The sequence below is a fragment of the Blastopirellula sp. J2-11 genome (assembly GCF_024584705.1).
Lineage (GTDB): Bacteria > Planctomycetota > Planctomycetia > Pirellulales > Pirellulaceae > Blastopirellula.
This window is the reverse complement of sequence record NZ_CP097384.1, coordinates 182,675-196,929: the sequence shown is the minus strand read 5'-3', so window position 1 is coordinate 196,929 and position 14,255 is coordinate 182,675. Positions and strand designations below refer to the sequence as shown.

Genomic DNA, 14,255 nt, shown 5'->3' with positions numbered 1-14,255 from the left:
GGTCCGTGCCGCTTCCCAAGGTCCGTACAACGGACCTTTCCGCTTTCACAAACCTTGCTCGCCCCCTCCCTGCGAATCTGGTAATCTGCACGTCGGATACTTTGCAGGAAGGACTCGCACGATGAACGGCAATCCGATTCGCTATTTTGTTTTCGATATCGAGAGCGTCGCCGATGGGGCGCTCGTCTCGAAGATCAAGTATCCCGGCGAAGGGCTTTCGCCGGCCGACGCGATCGCTCGCTTTCGCGCCGAGCTGATGGCCGAAAAGGGTTCGGACTTCATTCCGTACACGTTTCAGATGCCGGTCTCGGTCGCAATCGCCAAGGTTGACGCCGAGTTCAATCTGGTCGATCAGGTGCTGCTTGACGCGCCGAATTTTCGCCCGCCGGTGATCGCCGAGAACTTTTGGCGCGGCTGGAAAGCGTATCGCAAGCCGACCTTCGTGACGTTCAACGGCCGCTCGTTCGACGTGCCGCTGCTCGAGTTAGCCGCGTTCCGCTTTGGCATCAGCGTGCCGGACTGGTTTCAGATGCACGGCAAAAGCTTTGAGCTCCCCCGCAATCGCTACAATGTCGACGCTCATTTTGATCTGCATGACGTGCTGACCAACTACGGCGCGACTCGGTTCACCGGCGGCTTGAATCTGGCGGCCAACTTGCTCGGCAAGCCCGGCAAGATGGGAATCGAAGGAAACATGGTCCAGGATCTCTACGACGAAGGCCGCCTAGCCGAGATCAACGACTACTGCCGCTGCGACGTGCTCGACACCTATTTTGTGTTTCTCCGGACGGCGGTGTTGCTGGGGATGGTGACGCTGGAGCGCGAACAAGCGCTGATTGAACAAACGAAAACCTGGCTGGAAGAACGAGCCAGCGAAACGGCGGTGTTTCAAGAATATCTTGCAGGTTGGGGGCGGTGGGAGAATCCTTGGGAGGAGACGACTGCCGAAGAATCAGACGAGTCATAGGCGACATCATGCCCAGCTACCTGGCCTTCTTGCGTGGGATCAACGTCGGCGGCAAGCACAAGCTGCCGATGAAAGAGTTGGTCGCGATTCTCGAAGAAGTTGGTTGCACCAACGTCAAAACCTACATCCAAAGCGGCAATGCGGCGTTTGCATCCAAGCAACGGAGCCGCGACAAACTGGCGGCCGAGATCACCGCCGCGATCGAAGCCGCAAAAGGGTTCGCTCCGCTCGTCTTGTTGCTTGCGCAGCATCAGCTGGAAGCGATCGTCGCCGCGAATCCTTTTCCCACCGCGCAAGACGATCCCAAGTCGCTCCATTTCTTCTTTCTTACGGCGCCGGCAAAGAAGCCGGACTTGGCGGCGCTCGAAAAGCTGAAAGCCGCGGACGAATCGTATTTGCTTGCCGGCGACGTTTTTTATCTACACGCGCCTAGTGGAATTGGCCGTTCGAAATTGGCGGAGAAGGTGGATCGGCATTTGGGTGTGGCGACAACGGCCCGCAATTGGCGGACGGTTAGCAAGATGCTGGAGTTGGCGAGGGAGTAACCAGCCAATTGGCGATCTGCTTCTCGCAAGCGATTCGTCTAGAAGAGCACCTCGCGGGAGCCTCTCTACCCGACCGAAACTTGCTGCGCCGCCAAACGGGCTCGTCGCAGACCGTTTCTCCAGCCACTCAGGGAACCTAGACTTCCACCCACGCCGAGGCCGATCGCCTGGGACAGGAGATTTTCATGCAGATAGACGCCGAACGCTGCGCCGGCCAATATGCCGAGCCCAGCGCCGATGAAGAAACCAAGTCGTAAAGAGTCTTGGATCAACAGAGTACGCGAATAAATCGTCGTCGAATCGCCGGTGCGGCGCATGGTGTATCAATCGAAAAAATCTAGGAGTTCCGGGGGAGATGAGCAACCTCGCGTGAACGAAGTTCCCCTAATCTATCTGGAATCTACGTTTATGTAACGCTCAATTCCGTTAATTTTTCCAATTCGCTAGATCTTAGCGCCCGGCGATCGCCTTGGTGAAACCGCTGCCGAGGACGGGATCGTTCTCGTTGACGCCGGCTTCGACTTTGCCAAGGTCGTTGAAATAGTACTGACGGACCAAATCTGGAATCTCATCCAGACGAATGAATTCGACGCGTCCATCATCGTAGAGAATATTGACCCCGGTTACTCCGTGTCCGTTGGGGGCAAGATCCCCCTTATCCCCAACGCGCACGATATCCGAAGCAACCGGATAATCAGAGCGCCCCTGCATTTTCGGCGGGATGACCCGGCCGTTCTTCTGCGAACCGAGGTTGTAGTTGTAAACCAGTTCAAAATTGGAGTGGAGACCTGGAATTTTGTCGGGCGCGGCCTGGGCGACTTCTTGGAGCGTCGGCAAGCGGAACTTGTCGTTCTTCGGGCGGTTGGCCGCACAGCTCAGATACTCGGGCGATTTCAAAAAGCCTTGTTCGACCAGCGGCAGACCGAATGATCCGGCAAAGTCGGCGGGGCCATCGGTATCGATCGCGGGATACGATTGCTGCTTGTTTTGATAGGCGAACTCGTGCAGCGCCATGCCGACCTGATGCAGATTGTTTTCGCACTGCAAGCGCGAAGCCAACATGCGACTGCTGGCCAAAGCGGGGAAGAAGATGACCGCGGCGGCCAGACAAGCGCCGGCGGCGACCAACATATCGGCCATGGTGAACCGGGACGAGTCGGAAGTCAGCGCGCCAAACGCGCGGCTGCCTTGGGGGATGGGACGATCCTCGATCGGCGTATCGTCTAGATCGTTCGCGCTGGCTTCCCTTGTCGCCGCCGCAGAGCTGTCGGCAGAGGAAGATTTGCGACCAACCGGGGTATCAAGAAACGCACAAGCCCGCGCAGCTAAACCGGCGGGCGGAGCGACATCGACCCAGCTGTTCTCCAGCAGGTCAACGTGCGATTGAAGTCGCTGTAGTTCTTGTTGGGTGTCCGGGGAGCGCTCGGCCATCACTTCGACGTCGCGCGCTTCGTCCTCTTCGAGGGCGTTTAGCAAATAACCTAGTAGATTGTCACGCATCATGGTCGTTGTTGGCGTAAGTGCGGTTCCAAGCTTCCGTCAGCTTGAGAACGGCGGAATGCAGTCGGCTTTTGACAGTTCCAACCGGAATGCCCAGGATGTCGGCCGCTTCGCGGTATTTCAGACCTTGGTAGTAAACCAGGATCACGACTTCCTGCAACGTTTCCGGCAATTGCTTGACTGCCTCTTGCATGTACATCTCGCGCTCGGCATCGTCAATCTGCGTAGCAGGAGCCGGTTCACCGCTGACCAACAGGTCGACCAAGCCTCCGATATCATCGGAATCTTCGCGACCGGTTCGGTCTAAACTGACCATGCGATGCCGTTTTGAACGACGTTGGGCGTCGATCGCTTGGTTCGTAGCGATCGTGTAGAGCCAAGGACGGAATCTTCGTCCTTCCTCAAAAGAATCACACTTCAGGTGCACTTGTAAAAAAGTGGCCTGAAACGTGTCTTCCGCCATTTCTGCGTCATTCAGATAGCGTCGCAGGTAGTTGAACAACTCCCGCTCGTAGCGATTGACGAGGCTTTCAAATAGCTCACGATCCCCCGTTTCCCGGTATCCGAGAATCAATTCTTCGTCGGACATCGGTTCGAGGTAGGTAAACTCCGAAGCGCTCTGCGTCATTTCAAGTGTGGCTGTCATGATTACTTACGCGGCAAGTGGGCGACGGTTCGACATCCATTCCAAAAAGGCCCAGATTTCTCCCGGGCTGCCGGGAGTCCTCTTGGATCGTCGCTCGCTTGTCGTCGGATCAGATTGCCGGTCATCCTACCATGAATGATCGCAGCAAACGCTCTTAAGGAGCAAAATCCGCCGATTTGACAGCGTGCGACTAGCCTCCTAAACTCACGATCGAACTAATCGCAAACACCGTGCCATGGCAGCCAAAAATGACAAATAAGCATCCCCGTTGGGCGGCTGCTGGCGACGTTAACGCGTTCTTTGGCTTGATGTTAGATAACATCGCCGATCTGCTTTTAACGATTGGACTGCTAGCAACGGTTTTTAACTTTCCTACAAACTTCGCGATCTCGCACATGGCTCCGGGAACCGCGATCGGCGTGTTTGTCGGGGACCTGGCCTTCTTCTTCATGGCCCTCGCGCTGGCCAAGAGAACTGGACGTAACGACGTAACCGCTATGCCTTTAGGGCTCGACACGCCCAGCACGTTTGGCATGGTCTTCTTTGTCTTGGGACCGGCCTTTAACCACGCTCAGCACATTTTACAACTCAATGTCGAAGAGGCCGCTGTTTATACGTGGCACATCGGGATTTGCTCGATCGTCATCAGCGGCTTGTTCAAGGTATTGTGCGCCTTCGGGTCAGGTTGGATCCGCAAGTTCCTCCCGCGGGCCGGATTGCTCGGCTCGCTAGCGGCGGTAGCGCTCGTGCTGATCAGCTTTCTGCCGTTCGTCGAAGCGATGCATTACCCGGTCGTCGGCATGACGGCGCTGGCGATTATCTTGACCACCTTGGTCGCTCGCATCGGTTTGCCCAAGCAGATCCCCGGCGCCCTGGCGGCGCTGCTGATCGCGGGGACGATCTATTACGTGATGTCGGGGCTCGGGATCTTGGGCGCGGCGCAGGAAGAGATGCCGTTTGATCCGCGCGAAGGCCTGCTGCCGACTGATTGGCTGGCGGTCTTTCGGTTTGGCTGGATCGCGCAGTTTGGCGATGCGCTCCATTACCTGCCGGTGGTGATTCCATTCGCGTTGGGAACTGTCATCGGCGGCATCGATTGCGTCGAAAGCGCTGCGGCGGTCGGCGACGAGTACGATACCGACCGCATCATTCTGGTCGAAGCGATCGCCACGTTGATCGCCGGACTGTGCGGCGGCGTCATTCAAACGACGCCCTACATCGGACATCCGGCGTACAAAGCGATGGGAGGCCGATCGGCCTATGTGCTGGCGACGGCGATCTTTGTGGGAGGAGCCGGCACGCTTGGCTACTTCGGCTATCTCTACTGGCTTGTTCCCAAGTCGACGGTCTTCCCAATCCTGGTCTTCATCGGGCTTGAGATCACCGCACAAAGCTTTCTCGCGACTTCCAAGAAGCATTACGCGGCAGTATCGCTCGCCTGCGTACCCGCGTTGGCGGCGCTGGTGCTGGTCTTTGTGGACGACGCCCAGGGGCAATACATGGGGCAGTCGGCACAGTTGATGGCGGCGATCGAGCAACTACCGGCCGACACCGCCGGGCTCGATAAAGTGAAAGCCTCGGCTGAGACGATTCAGTCGATCTCGCAGGGCAACTTCTTTGGCCCGCTCGGGGTAAAACTGCAAACGCTACGGATGCTTTCCGGCGGGTTCATCCTCACCAGTTTGATGTGGGGGTCAGCGCTGGCGATGATTATTGATCGCCGTTTGCTAACAGCGGCCGGGTTCTTCGCAACATCCGGACTGTTCGCCCTCTTCGGGGTGATCCATTCCCCATTGCCGGGAAGCCCGGTAGTATTGCCTTGGGCGGTCGAACAATTTCCGGCGACTTCAGCGGGCCAAACGCCGGTCTATATGCTGGCCGCCTATTTATCGGCAGCGGTGGTGTTGGTCCTCTTCCACTTTTGCCGATCGGAAGAATCGCCCGAGCTAGAATCGAAAGACGATTGGAAAGAGACGACATGATCATTCGCATCTTAGAAGACGAGGTGATGGATAATCCGCAAGAAGCGGCGGCCTATGACGCGATGGATCATTCGGCGGTTAACGCTCAGTTTGTCGAAGATCTCTGCACAACCTTTCCACTCGATCCGCCCACGACCGATGGTTCGCACCATGACGTGCTGGATGTCGGTACCGGCACCGCATTGATTCCGATCGCGATTTGCCAGAAATTGCCGATGGCGCGGGTGATGGCGATCGACATGTCAACCGCGATGCTGACATTGGCGAAAGCGAACGTCGACATGGACGGCATGCTCGACCGGATTCAGCTGGCGCATATCGATGCGGCTGACACTGGTTATGAAAATGAGATGTTTGACTTGGTGATCTCCAACAGCATCGTCCATCACCTAGAAAATCCGCTGCCGACGTTGCAAGAGATCGTCCGTGTGGCGCGACCGCAGGGGATGATCTTCGTCCGCGACTTGCTGCGGCCTCAGAGTGAAGAAGAACTGAAGCTTCTGGTGGAAACTTACGGTGGAATCAACGAAACCGAGCGCCGACTCTTCGGCGATTCGCTCCGAGCCGCATTGACGATCGATGAGATTCGCGAGCTTATCACTCCCCTCGGCTTCGCCCCCGAAACCGTTCAAGTCACGAGCGATCGCCACTGGACTTGGGCCGCGCACAAATCGTAGGGCAGGCCGCGGCTGCCAAGCAAACCACGCACGATCACATCCGCTGCAATATCACGCCCACATAAAAAGTCGCCGCTTCCAAACCTGCTTCCTTCTTCAGCGATCGCACGTTCCCCCCTGCTTCCCACCAGGTTTCGCGCGGCAAGTCTGTTTTGTTCAACTGCTGCGACGACGTTGTTTGCAGTTCTCGCAAGATCTCATGAGGATCAGCCGTGGCGTTTACAATCGCATGCGCATGATTCGAACGGCAGTTGGCGGCGATGAGATTCCACTGCTCGGTTTCGCAACAGTCGCGAATCGCTTGTTCGACCCGTTCGCGCTGTTGCAGCGATAACGAAATAGCTCGCGATCTTGCCGCTCCGTTTCGGCCTCGCGATACGGCAAGCGTAACTTGCGTTTCCCCTAGCGTCCAACCATGTCGCCGACCGGGCGACCATGTTCCCTGCGTCACCCAAGTCAGTAAATAGGCGAGTGTCGGCGACGAAGCCGTTGGAAGAAATGAATCAGTCATCATGCGTATCGAAAAGCAAAACTTAGAGCGAATCTCTCCTATTACTATATCGCTGCAGTGCAACAAAATCACGCATCAGGCACGAATTTTCGCCGCATTCTTTCGCATTCGAATTCGCAAATGCGTCTTTTTTGCTTTGTCGAAAAGCGCTACGAATTCGACCGCTCTTCTCTGTTTTTTCGATCATCCGGCGAACGCCCAGCGTTCAGCGCGGTCGTCGCCAACGCATCCTCGTTCACCCACAAGAGAAACGATCCACCTGCCGCCTACGACTATCGTTTCCATTGCCAGCAACTTACGATGATCTCGCGATGACCGGGAAGTCTGGCGCGTTGTTTGCAGATCGAAGTCAAACGGCGCAAGTGCGCCTGAACACTTTGCAATCTTGGCGTACCCAAGGAGAAGAGAATGTCGACCGATAAAATCCGTGACTGTATCGAAACTTGTATTCGTTGCGCCCATGCGTGCGAGCACTGCGCCCAATCTTGTTTGCGCGAGAGCGACGTCACGCCGATGGCCGCCTGCATTCAAACGGATCGCGACTGTGCCGAAGCGTGCTGGATGGCGGCCGCGTTTATGAGTCGCGGCTCGCTCTTTATCGAAGAAGTTTGCGACGTTTGCGCCAAGATCTGCGACGCTTGTGCGGCCGAATGCGGAAAGCATGAGATGGACCATTGCCAGAAGTGTGCCGAAGCGTGTCGTCGCTGCGCCCACGAATGCCGCGCGTTGACCGGCGTGCACGCGTAGTCAAATGAGAAGCACGGCGGCAAGCCTTGCCCTATTTTGCGTTGACCAACGGTTTCATTGCAGCGGCCATCGCTTCGCCTAGTTGAAGCTGTCCTTGGGCGCTGTAATGAACCGTGTCTGGCAACATTTCAAAACCGTCGGTCGAAACCATCTTGGCGTTGGCGATCGCTTCTGGTTTGCCGGAGTCCGCATCGGCGTCGGCCATCTGCTGTCGCGTTTCGATCCGATGCGTGAAACGAGCATGCGCCGGTTCGTGCGGCAATACTTGTCCGTAAACCATCGGGAGGTTGGCGTCGAGCTTTAGATCAGCGGCCAAACGATCGCGCAGTCGTTTTAGATTGGCGGCATAGGTGATGGCCGACTGCTCCCCTTTGGCGTCCATTTCACCTTGCATCCAAAGAAAACCTTTCACCTGCGGCTCTTCCCCTTGCTTGGCGAGTTGGGTCAAACCCTTGCGATACATCGCGAGCATCTGTTGATAGAGCTTGCCGACATTCGGATCGGCGGCCGTAATACCTGGATAGAAGTTGCGGCGTTTCGGCCCCGGTTCGGTCCCCGCCCAGGTTCCGCCGTTCCAACCATGATAGAGCGGCATCCCGCTCGCGTGATACTTGATCAGATAGACCGGGTGCTCAGCGCTCGCCATCTGTAACGCGAAACCAACCTCCGGACCAAATTCGCCGGCCCTTGTCGAGATCTTCGTTTGTCCCAGCACAAGCGGCTCGAACGTCTTACCATTCCAAAAGAACGCGTGCGGCATCTCGTGCGGTACGCTCTCGGGCAAATCAGCAAGCATGCCGATCCCTTGCATGTTCGACTGGCCAGAAAGGAGATAGACGTGCGGCTGTGCGGCAAGCGAAACTGCTGCGTTGGTCAGCATCAAGCCGGCGACAAACAAACGCAAAGCGAGCATAGGAAGAACTCCGAGAGGAAGATGGGCGGGAAGCCCTTCACTGTAGTTGACCCGTCTACGCCTCGCTACAGCGCACGTAGACCACGCCTATTCCGAAATATACGTCCAAGCCGTTTCGCGTTCGATGGTTTGATCGCCGTTGAATTCGGTTGCGACTTCAGCAGGAAGCAACACGCGAATGACAGTCGGACTCGTCAATACCAACCGACTTGCCGCCGCCGCGGAATCCAAAATCTCTGTTGTGAACGTATCGCCAAACTCTTGATTGTCGCGCAGGAGCACCCCGTCGGCAAAGCGCAGCCGTTCTCCTTTTCCATCGGGATAACAGACCGCTGCTCCCATCTCGAACGATACTGTTTTTCCCTGCATCTTTTTGGGAACGGGAACCGGCAGACGAAGAACGCCGTACTCACCCGGATTGATCGCCAGGTCGACGCAGATCGACGCAAATTGCGGTCGTGACATCCAGGAGCTCGATGTGGGACGAATCGCGATTCGCCCCTCGGATCGCTTGGAGTATTGACTTTGGTAAGCGACGATGAGATAGCAGATCCCGTCGTCGGCGCTGGCGTCGATATCAAAGCAAAACCCATCTCGGTTGAAATACCGAGCCCCGAATACCGCCAGGTAATCGGTCGCCAGATCTTGCGGGCGCCTGCGTCGGACCAATACGGAGAACAACGCCGCCGCGAACAAGGAAAAGCCGATGCGCGCCGACCACACGACTTCGTTCGGTTGGTCATGCCACCACGCGATCGACGCGATCAATACCGAACCGACGAGCAGCAGCGTCAAAACTGTTTTGACAGATTCGCCCATCGAGTGAGTCACCTAGCACTACGTTGATTTCTGAAACTCGACGGCCATGATTTCGTGCGGCCAAATTTGATTCGTCAGCAGGTTGTGACGCTCGAAAAAACGTGGTTCGATTCGTTCCGAAACTCGCCTTGGGCGTCACCCCCTTTGCCGAGGAAGCCCGCATGCTGAAAAATGATTCCGCGGCAGGCACGGCCTTCCCTACGACGCTTAGCGCACTTGTCCTTTTGCTTGAATCTGATTCATCCGCTCCGTCAGCTCTTTCACCTTTTCTGGTTGGTCGGCGTACAGATTATGCATTTGAGCGATGTCCAGCTTCAGGTTGTACAGTTCGCCTGGCAAACCATCCTCGGTATAGCCTCGTTCTTTGTCGAACCAAGCAGGGACCTTGCTATGAGCGCCGGTCTTTGCTGCGATCAGCACCCAATCGCCGTCGCGGATCGCAAAGCGGCCGGCCATCGTGTTATGAACGATACTCTGACGCGGGCTCGCGTCGTTCTCTTTCCAGACTTTCAGCAAACTGTAACTGTCGTCAGCGGCGCCCTGCGGCAATTCAAACCCGACGATCTCCGCGACGCTCGCCAGCAGATCGACCTGGCTGACCAGCGCATCGCTGGTCGTGTCGGGCTGCACCTGAGCAGGCCACTTCACAATCATCGGGACATGATGTCCCCCTTCGTACAAATCACGCTTCACGCCGCGCAGCGGAGCCGAACTCCAATGATCGAAGTTGCGAACGCGATCATAGGCGTAACGCTCGGCGCCGTTGTCGGCGGTGAAGATCACCAGCGTGTTTTCGCCGAAACCATTTTCGTCGAGGGCTTTTAAAATACGGCCGATGTTGTCGTCGGTCTGCACTACATAGTCGCCAAAGCCGCCGGCTTTGGATTTGCCGCGAAATTCTTCGGTCGGCACGATCGGCGCATGGGGCGAATTGAACGGCACGTACAAAAAGAAGGGGCCCTGCTTCTCTTTCTGTTGGCCGATCCACTCGACCGTTCGCTCCGTCAAACGGGGCACGACCTGATAAAAGTCCCAGTCTTTCACCATCGGACCGGGCCGCGCTTCCCACGATCCTTCGGCCGTTTTCGGCGTGATGCTGAGCGGCTCGGTCGGCTCGGTGATGACCCGATCATTCTCAAACCAAGCGTAGGGTGGGAAGTTCGGCACGTCATCGCCAAAGTAATAATCGAACCCGTGCGACAACGGCCCGCCGCTGATCGGCTTCGACCAGTCGAACGCCGCAGGCGAATAGATGTCGCGACCGCGTTGATCCTTTTCCGGCTTCACGTCTTGGTTGCGAATCTCGTCCCAGTTCCAACCAAGGTGCCACTTGCCGATGCAGGCGGTTCGATATCCTTTTTCTTTCAGCAGTTCAGGAATCGTCATTTCCTGCTCGAGAACCGGCGCGTCGAACGAATTGACGATGCCGTGAAATTTGCGCCAATGAAATCGTCCTGTCAGCAGCGCGTAACGACTGGGAGTGCAAATGCCGGAAGAGCTATGCGCGTCAGTAAAACGCATCCCTTCGCTCGCCAAGCGATCGAGATTGGGTGTTGGAATCTTGGAGCTTGGATTGTTGGCGCCCATGTCGCCGTAGCCCATATCATCCGCATAGAGGATGACGATGTTGGGCAGTTCGGCGGCTGTCGCGCCGGCGGCCAGAACCAGTAACAATAGGAGCGAAGTGAAACGGTGCATGAAAAGACTTCCGCAGAACGAAACGGAGATAGGTGAGAGCTTCTAGTTTACTAGCCCGAACAGAGCGGAGCGAGTAAGCAATTGCCACGAAACGGGACTTCTCGACGCCGATGTTTGCTTGCTGCAGACCAGCGATTTGCAATCGCGATCCACCCAAGATCCCTGCAGAGGAAGCAAGGCGAGCAGGTCGCGGGGCCGATCTGCCCTCACAATCACTACATTCCACTCGGCTAGCTGGCGTAAACGCGCCGTTTTGGAACCTATGTTTTGAAGTACGTTGCAATCTACTTCCTCTGCGTCAGGCAGTTTGTTGAATGAACGCCCCACGAGCCGAAGCCGATAAGCCGCCGGCCCAGCCGATCGAACGATTGGTTTGGCTTGATGCTGCGCGGCTAGGTGCGATGGGTTTAGTGGCGCTGCAGCATATCATTACGATCTGCGATCGTGAGCCGCCGCAGGTGTTGCTTGGTCTCGACCCGGGGCAGATCGGCGTCGCGATCTTTTTCGCGATCAGCGGGCTGTTGGCGGCACAAGGTAAACAAGGACACGCCGTCCGTTGGTTGTCAAAACGACTCTCGCGGATCTACTTGCCTTACTGGATCGCGGTGACCGGCGTACTGTCGGCTAACTATATCGTGCAATACAAACCGGCGCCGTTGTCACTGGTGATCGCCGAATTGGCTGGCGTCGTCGGCTGGACGCATCGCGGCGATATTGTCGGCATCTATTTCTGGTTTGTTTCGCTGTTGTTGTTCTGTTATCTACTAGCGGCGATCGTCAAGCTGGATCGCCGCGTGTTGCCGCTGCTGGTAGTCGCGTCGATCGCATGGCTTTGGTGGGATCAAGGATTCGCTTCCAATACGTTGGCGTTTTTGACCGGGCTGTCGCTGGGGCAACTTGGCAAGCGCCCTTCGCCGCTGCTGACCTTGGGAGTCACGATCACAGCAGCCGTCCTTACCTTTGCCGTCCATCCCGGCTTTGCCTGCGTGACGATCGCCGGATTCGCGATCTTGTCGACCGCGATTCCGTTCTCGCTTCCGGAACAGACCGAAACGATCATCGCCAAGTTATCGGAACTCTCCTACCACTTTTACTTGGTGCATGTGCCGTTCTACCTGGCGGCCGACAAGCTGTTTCCCAACGCGCTGCTGCCGGTCTTTCTGCTGGGCACGACCGGCGCGGTAATCGGCGCCGGCGCACTCTATGTAATGGAAGCCTATTTGCGCAAAGGACTCGCGTCGCTCTATCCGAGTCGCCGGATAGTCGAGTCCATCTGAGCGGATCGGACCGTTACATCTTTTTCTAGCACGTCACTCATATTGCCCGTGCGTTAAATTAGGCAATTTGGCTATCCATTTTGCCACTTTGCCTAGGACCAAAAGGTTGGACTGGACCGCTCTCCGTTTTCTGCAAGATTGCCTATCCTACCTGTGGTTTAAAATAGGGGGGATTGGATATCGTCAGGCATGGGCTGATCTAAGGCCGTGCCAGTTGGACCGGACCGGACCGCTGCGATTTTTTTATCTGCATGCTGGGTCTAGAGTGGTTGGTTGGCCTGCCCCTGGGAGTCGGCAATGGATCTTGATGGCCAGCGTTCCCAATCTGCTGTGGGTCCGCACTGGCGCAGCCGCGACTTCGCGGTCAGGGCATCGGTTTTTCCGCACCCTGCAATCGACCCGAAAGTCGTGCGTATTGTCAATCGACAAAGCAGCCGCGATCCAACCTAGATCAGCAGCTTCCAGCGGATCACAGCGGAGATAATGGTCACGGCGACAGCGCACATGACAAAAACCGGGATCAACCGCAATCGCCCCAGCAGCATGAGCCCGCCGCGATAAAAACAGACGACGACGGCAAAAATACAAAGGCGATAAATCAACGAAACCGGAGCGATCCAGGTTGGCAAAAAAAGCAGTAGCCCCAAGATGATCACAAGCTGCTCGTCGCGATTTTCTGGCGGCGGATCATTCATCGCATCGGCGTCTGTTTGATCGGTAGACATCGCTTGTCCAATGCTTTCTATGCCTCACAGCGGCTCCATTAATTCCGCTTTTCTTCTACCACTCTTCAAACGTCAGCCCATCGATCTGTGTCGGATCGGCGCCGGCGTAGAAGCCGGCGATCACCTGTTGGCACTCGGCGGCATCGCACGATTTTGTCCATGACCCGCTTTTGTCGGGCACCGGAATATCGATCACCATCGACTCATCTTCTTCCCATAAGAACTGAACGGTGACGCCGGCTTCACTGACGATCCCAAGAAACGAAAGAGGCTCGCCGGACATCGCCTCCCATGCGGTCAGCACTTCCGGCAGCGTCGCTTCTTTCGGCGAACCGCCGTCGATCCCCTTCTGCTTGCCTTCGTCAAAATAGAAGTACTTCATGAGCGTCGTATCTACCGTGGTGCATGGGGGAAGGAATTGCCCGGGGGCGAGTCTGAATTGAGAATACCCCGAGATCAGATAGGGGACGAGGCCCTGATTGCGGCGAACATTTTTGCGACCGTGTCAACGAAGCAGACCAACCGAGTTGAGACGCCGACAAGCTAGAAACTCTTGGGAATGAAGCTCGACCAGACTCTCCTTGAGCCGCGCGAATCCGCTGCGGCACCTCTTCATTCATGGCGCGCGATCACTTACCAGCGCAAACTGACGGTCAAGAAACAAACAGCGGCTGCATGGTGACAGCCGCTGTTCGAGGTTGATTCTGTTGCGATGCCGCAAGACTGTTCGGCATGCGATTGCCGAAGCGAAAGCGTCGCTTACCAGCGATCGCCGCCACGGTCTCCACCACGGTCGCCGCCGCGTCCGCCACGGTCGCCGCCACGGCCACCGCCGCCGCCGCCACCGCCGCCGTAACCACCGCGTCCGCCGCCGCCGCCACCACCGTAGCCGCCGCCGCCGCTGCGACCACCGCCGCCGCCACCGTAGCCGCCACCACCGCCGCCGCCGGAACGTTCGCGTTCGCGAGCTTCGTTCACAACGAGCTTACGGCCGTCGACGTCGAAACCGTTGAGGGCTTCCGTCGCAGCGAGTGCGTCGCCATCGGACGCCATTTCCACAAAACCGAAACCGCGCGAACGGCCAGTTTCGCGATCATTGATCACGCTCGCCGAAGCGACCTGACCATATTGACCAAACAGGTTCTCCAGCTCACTGGAACCATAACCGTAGGGGAGATTCCCTACATACAACTTCTTACCCACAGGCGCAGACCTACTCAAAACATCTGACTAGAAAAGATCGATCTC

16 protein-coding genes are annotated in these 14,255 nt (G+C 56.9%); 6 read left to right on the top strand and 10 right to left on the bottom strand.

Annotated elements, in window-relative coordinates:
- The first annotated feature begins 121 nt into the window (after positions 1-121).
- Complete coding sequence (locus tag M4951_RS00860; RefSeq protein ID WP_262024595.1) at positions 122-967, top strand: 3'-5' exonuclease; 846 nt, start codon at positions 122-124, stop codon at positions 965-967.
- Between the two features lie 8 nt (positions 968-975).
- Positions 976-1,512 carry a DUF1697 domain-containing protein gene (locus M4951_RS00855; RefSeq protein WP_262024594.1) on the top strand — a complete coding sequence of 179 codons (537 nt, stop codon included), beginning with the start codon at positions 976-978 and terminating at the stop codon, positions 1,510-1,512.
- A gap of 65 nt (positions 1,513-1,577) precedes the next feature.
- Here the strand turns inward: M4951_RS00855 and M4951_RS00850 are convergent, their stop codons facing one another.
- The 3 genes from M4951_RS00850 to M4951_RS00840 form a co-directional block, all read right to left on the bottom strand.
- Positions 1,578-1,829 (bottom strand): hypothetical protein, encoded by a 252-nt coding sequence (locus tag M4951_RS00850; protein ID WP_262024593.1) that lies wholly within the window; start codon positions 1,827-1,829, stop codon positions 1,578-1,580.
- Between the two features lie 133 nt (positions 1,830-1,962).
- Positions 1,963-3,015: a DUF1559 domain-containing protein gene (locus M4951_RS00845; protein ID WP_262024592.1), complete on the bottom strand. Its 1,053-nt coding sequence runs from the start codon at positions 3,013-3,015 to the stop codon at positions 1,963-1,965.
- Positions 3,005-3,658: an RNA polymerase sigma factor gene (locus M4951_RS00840; RefSeq protein ID WP_262024591.1), complete on the bottom strand. Its 654-nt coding sequence runs from the start codon at positions 3,656-3,658 to the stop codon at positions 3,005-3,007. Before M4951_RS00840 ends, M4951_RS00845 begins: the two co-directional genes overlap by 11 nt.
- A 248-nt stretch (positions 3,659-3,906) precedes the next feature.
- Here M4951_RS00840 and M4951_RS00835 point away from each other — a divergent pair, with 248 nt between their 5' ends.
- Positions 3,907-5,640, top strand: a complete 1,734-nt coding sequence (locus M4951_RS00835) for a permease (RefSeq protein WP_262024590.1) — start codon at positions 3,907-3,909, stop codon at positions 5,638-5,640.
- Entirely contained in the window at positions 5,637-6,317 is a 681-nt protein-coding gene (locus tag M4951_RS00830) for a class I SAM-dependent methyltransferase (RefSeq protein WP_262024589.1), read from the top strand. Before M4951_RS00835 ends, M4951_RS00830 begins: the two co-directional genes overlap by 4 nt.
- A 34-nt stretch (positions 6,318-6,351) precedes the next feature.
- Here the strand turns inward: M4951_RS00830 and M4951_RS00825 are convergent, their stop codons facing one another.
- Complete coding sequence (locus tag M4951_RS00825; RefSeq protein ID WP_262024588.1) at positions 6,352-6,831, bottom strand: transposase; 480 nt, start codon at positions 6,829-6,831, stop codon at positions 6,352-6,354.
- Between the two features lie 405 nt (positions 6,832-7,236).
- Between M4951_RS00825 and M4951_RS00820 the strand changes: the two genes are divergently transcribed.
- Positions 7,237-7,575 carry a four-helix bundle copper-binding protein gene (locus tag M4951_RS00820; protein ID WP_262024587.1) on the top strand — a complete coding sequence of 113 codons (339 nt, stop codon included), beginning with the start codon at positions 7,237-7,239 and terminating at the stop codon, positions 7,573-7,575.
- A gap of 31 nt (positions 7,576-7,606) precedes the next feature.
- On the opposite strand, the gene M4951_RS00815 is transcribed toward M4951_RS00820, so the two are convergent.
- The 3 genes from M4951_RS00815 to M4951_RS00805 form a co-directional block, all read right to left on the bottom strand.
- On the bottom strand, positions 7,607-8,488 hold the full coding sequence (locus M4951_RS00815; RefSeq protein ID WP_262024586.1) for a sialate O-acetylesterase: 882 nt from the start codon (positions 8,486-8,488) through the stop codon (positions 7,607-7,609).
- An 87-nt stretch (positions 8,489-8,575) separates the two neighbouring features.
- On the bottom strand, positions 8,576-9,307 hold the full coding sequence (locus M4951_RS00810) for a hypothetical protein (RefSeq protein ID WP_262024585.1): 732 nt from the start codon (positions 9,305-9,307) through the stop codon (positions 8,576-8,578).
- 207 nt (positions 9,308-9,514) lie between these two features.
- The gene (locus M4951_RS00805; RefSeq protein ID WP_262024584.1) at positions 9,515-11,005 is read right to left on the bottom strand and encodes a sulfatase family protein; all 1,491 of its coding nucleotides are present in this window, start codon (positions 11,003-11,005) and stop codon (positions 9,515-9,517) included.
- Positions 11,006-11,319: 314 nt separating this feature from the next.
- On the opposite strand from M4951_RS00805, the gene M4951_RS00800 reads away from it, so the two are divergent.
- Positions 11,320-12,282: an acyltransferase family protein gene (locus tag M4951_RS00800; protein WP_262024583.1), complete on the top strand. Its 963-nt coding sequence runs from the start codon at positions 11,320-11,322 to the stop codon at positions 12,280-12,282.
- Positions 12,283-12,728: 446 nt separating this feature from the next.
- Here the strand turns inward: M4951_RS00800 and M4951_RS00795 are convergent, their stop codons facing one another.
- From M4951_RS00795 to M4951_RS00785, 3 genes are all read right to left on the bottom strand, one after another.
- On the bottom strand, positions 12,729-13,007 hold the full coding sequence (locus tag M4951_RS00795) for a hypothetical protein (RefSeq protein ID WP_262024582.1): 279 nt from the start codon (positions 13,005-13,007) through the stop codon (positions 12,729-12,731).
- A 55-nt stretch (positions 13,008-13,062) separates the two neighbouring features.
- Complete coding sequence (locus tag M4951_RS00790; protein ID WP_262024581.1) at positions 13,063-13,389, bottom strand: hypothetical protein; 327 nt, start codon at positions 13,387-13,389, stop codon at positions 13,063-13,065.
- 377 nt (positions 13,390-13,766) lie between these two features.
- Positions 13,767-14,210 (bottom strand): RNA recognition motif domain-containing protein, encoded by a 444-nt coding sequence (locus M4951_RS00785; RefSeq protein ID WP_262024580.1) that lies wholly within the window; start codon positions 14,208-14,210, stop codon positions 13,767-13,769.
- Positions 14,211-14,255: the final 45 nt, after the last annotated feature.

What these genes read in the sequence shown, in the direction of transcription:
- M4951_RS00860 (WP_262024595.1), top strand. Translation starts at nt 122, where the DNA reads ATGAACGGCAATCCGATTCGCTATTTTGTTTTCGATATCGAGAGCGTC.
- M4951_RS00855 (WP_262024594.1), top strand. Translation starts at nt 976, where the DNA reads ATGCCCAGCTACCTGGCCTTCTTGCGTGGGATCAACGTCGGCGGCAAG.
- M4951_RS00850 (WP_262024593.1), bottom strand. Translation starts at nt 1,829, where the DNA reads ATGCGCCGCACCGGCGATTCGACGACGATTTATTCGCGTACTCTGTTG.
- M4951_RS00845 (WP_262024592.1), bottom strand. Translation starts at nt 3,015, where the DNA reads ATGATGCGTGACAATCTACTAGGTTATTTGCTAAACGCCCTCGAAGAG.
- M4951_RS00840 (WP_262024591.1), bottom strand. Translation starts at nt 3,658, where the DNA reads ATGACAGCCACACTTGAAATGACGCAGAGCGCTTCGGAGTTTACCTAC.
- M4951_RS00835 (WP_262024590.1), top strand. Translation starts at nt 3,907, where the DNA reads ATGACAAATAAGCATCCCCGTTGGGCGGCTGCTGGCGACGTTAACGCG.
- M4951_RS00830 (WP_262024589.1), top strand. Translation starts at nt 5,637, where the DNA reads ATGATCATTCGCATCTTAGAAGACGAGGTGATGGATAATCCGCAAGAA.
- M4951_RS00825 (WP_262024588.1), bottom strand. Translation starts at nt 6,831, where the DNA reads ATGATGACTGATTCATTTCTTCCAACGGCTTCGTCGCCGACACTCGCC.
- M4951_RS00820 (WP_262024587.1), top strand. Translation starts at nt 7,237, where the DNA reads ATGTCGACCGATAAAATCCGTGACTGTATCGAAACTTGTATTCGTTGC.
- M4951_RS00815 (WP_262024586.1), bottom strand. Translation starts at nt 8,488, where the DNA reads ATGCTCGCTTTGCGTTTGTTTGTCGCCGGCTTGATGCTGACCAACGCA.
- M4951_RS00810 (WP_262024585.1), bottom strand. Translation starts at nt 9,307, where the DNA reads ATGGGCGAATCTGTCAAAACAGTTTTGACGCTGCTGCTCGTCGGTTCG.
- M4951_RS00805 (WP_262024584.1), bottom strand. Translation starts at nt 11,005, where the DNA reads ATGCACCGTTTCACTTCGCTCCTATTGTTACTGGTTCTGGCCGCCGGC.
- M4951_RS00800 (WP_262024583.1), top strand. Translation starts at nt 11,320, where the DNA reads ATGAACGCCCCACGAGCCGAAGCCGATAAGCCGCCGGCCCAGCCGATC.
- M4951_RS00795 (WP_262024582.1), bottom strand. Translation starts at nt 13,007, where the DNA reads ATGTCTACCGATCAAACAGACGCCGATGCGATGAATGATCCGCCGCCA.
- M4951_RS00790 (WP_262024581.1), bottom strand. Translation starts at nt 13,389, where the DNA reads ATGAAGTACTTCTATTTTGACGAAGGCAAGCAGAAGGGGATCGACGGC.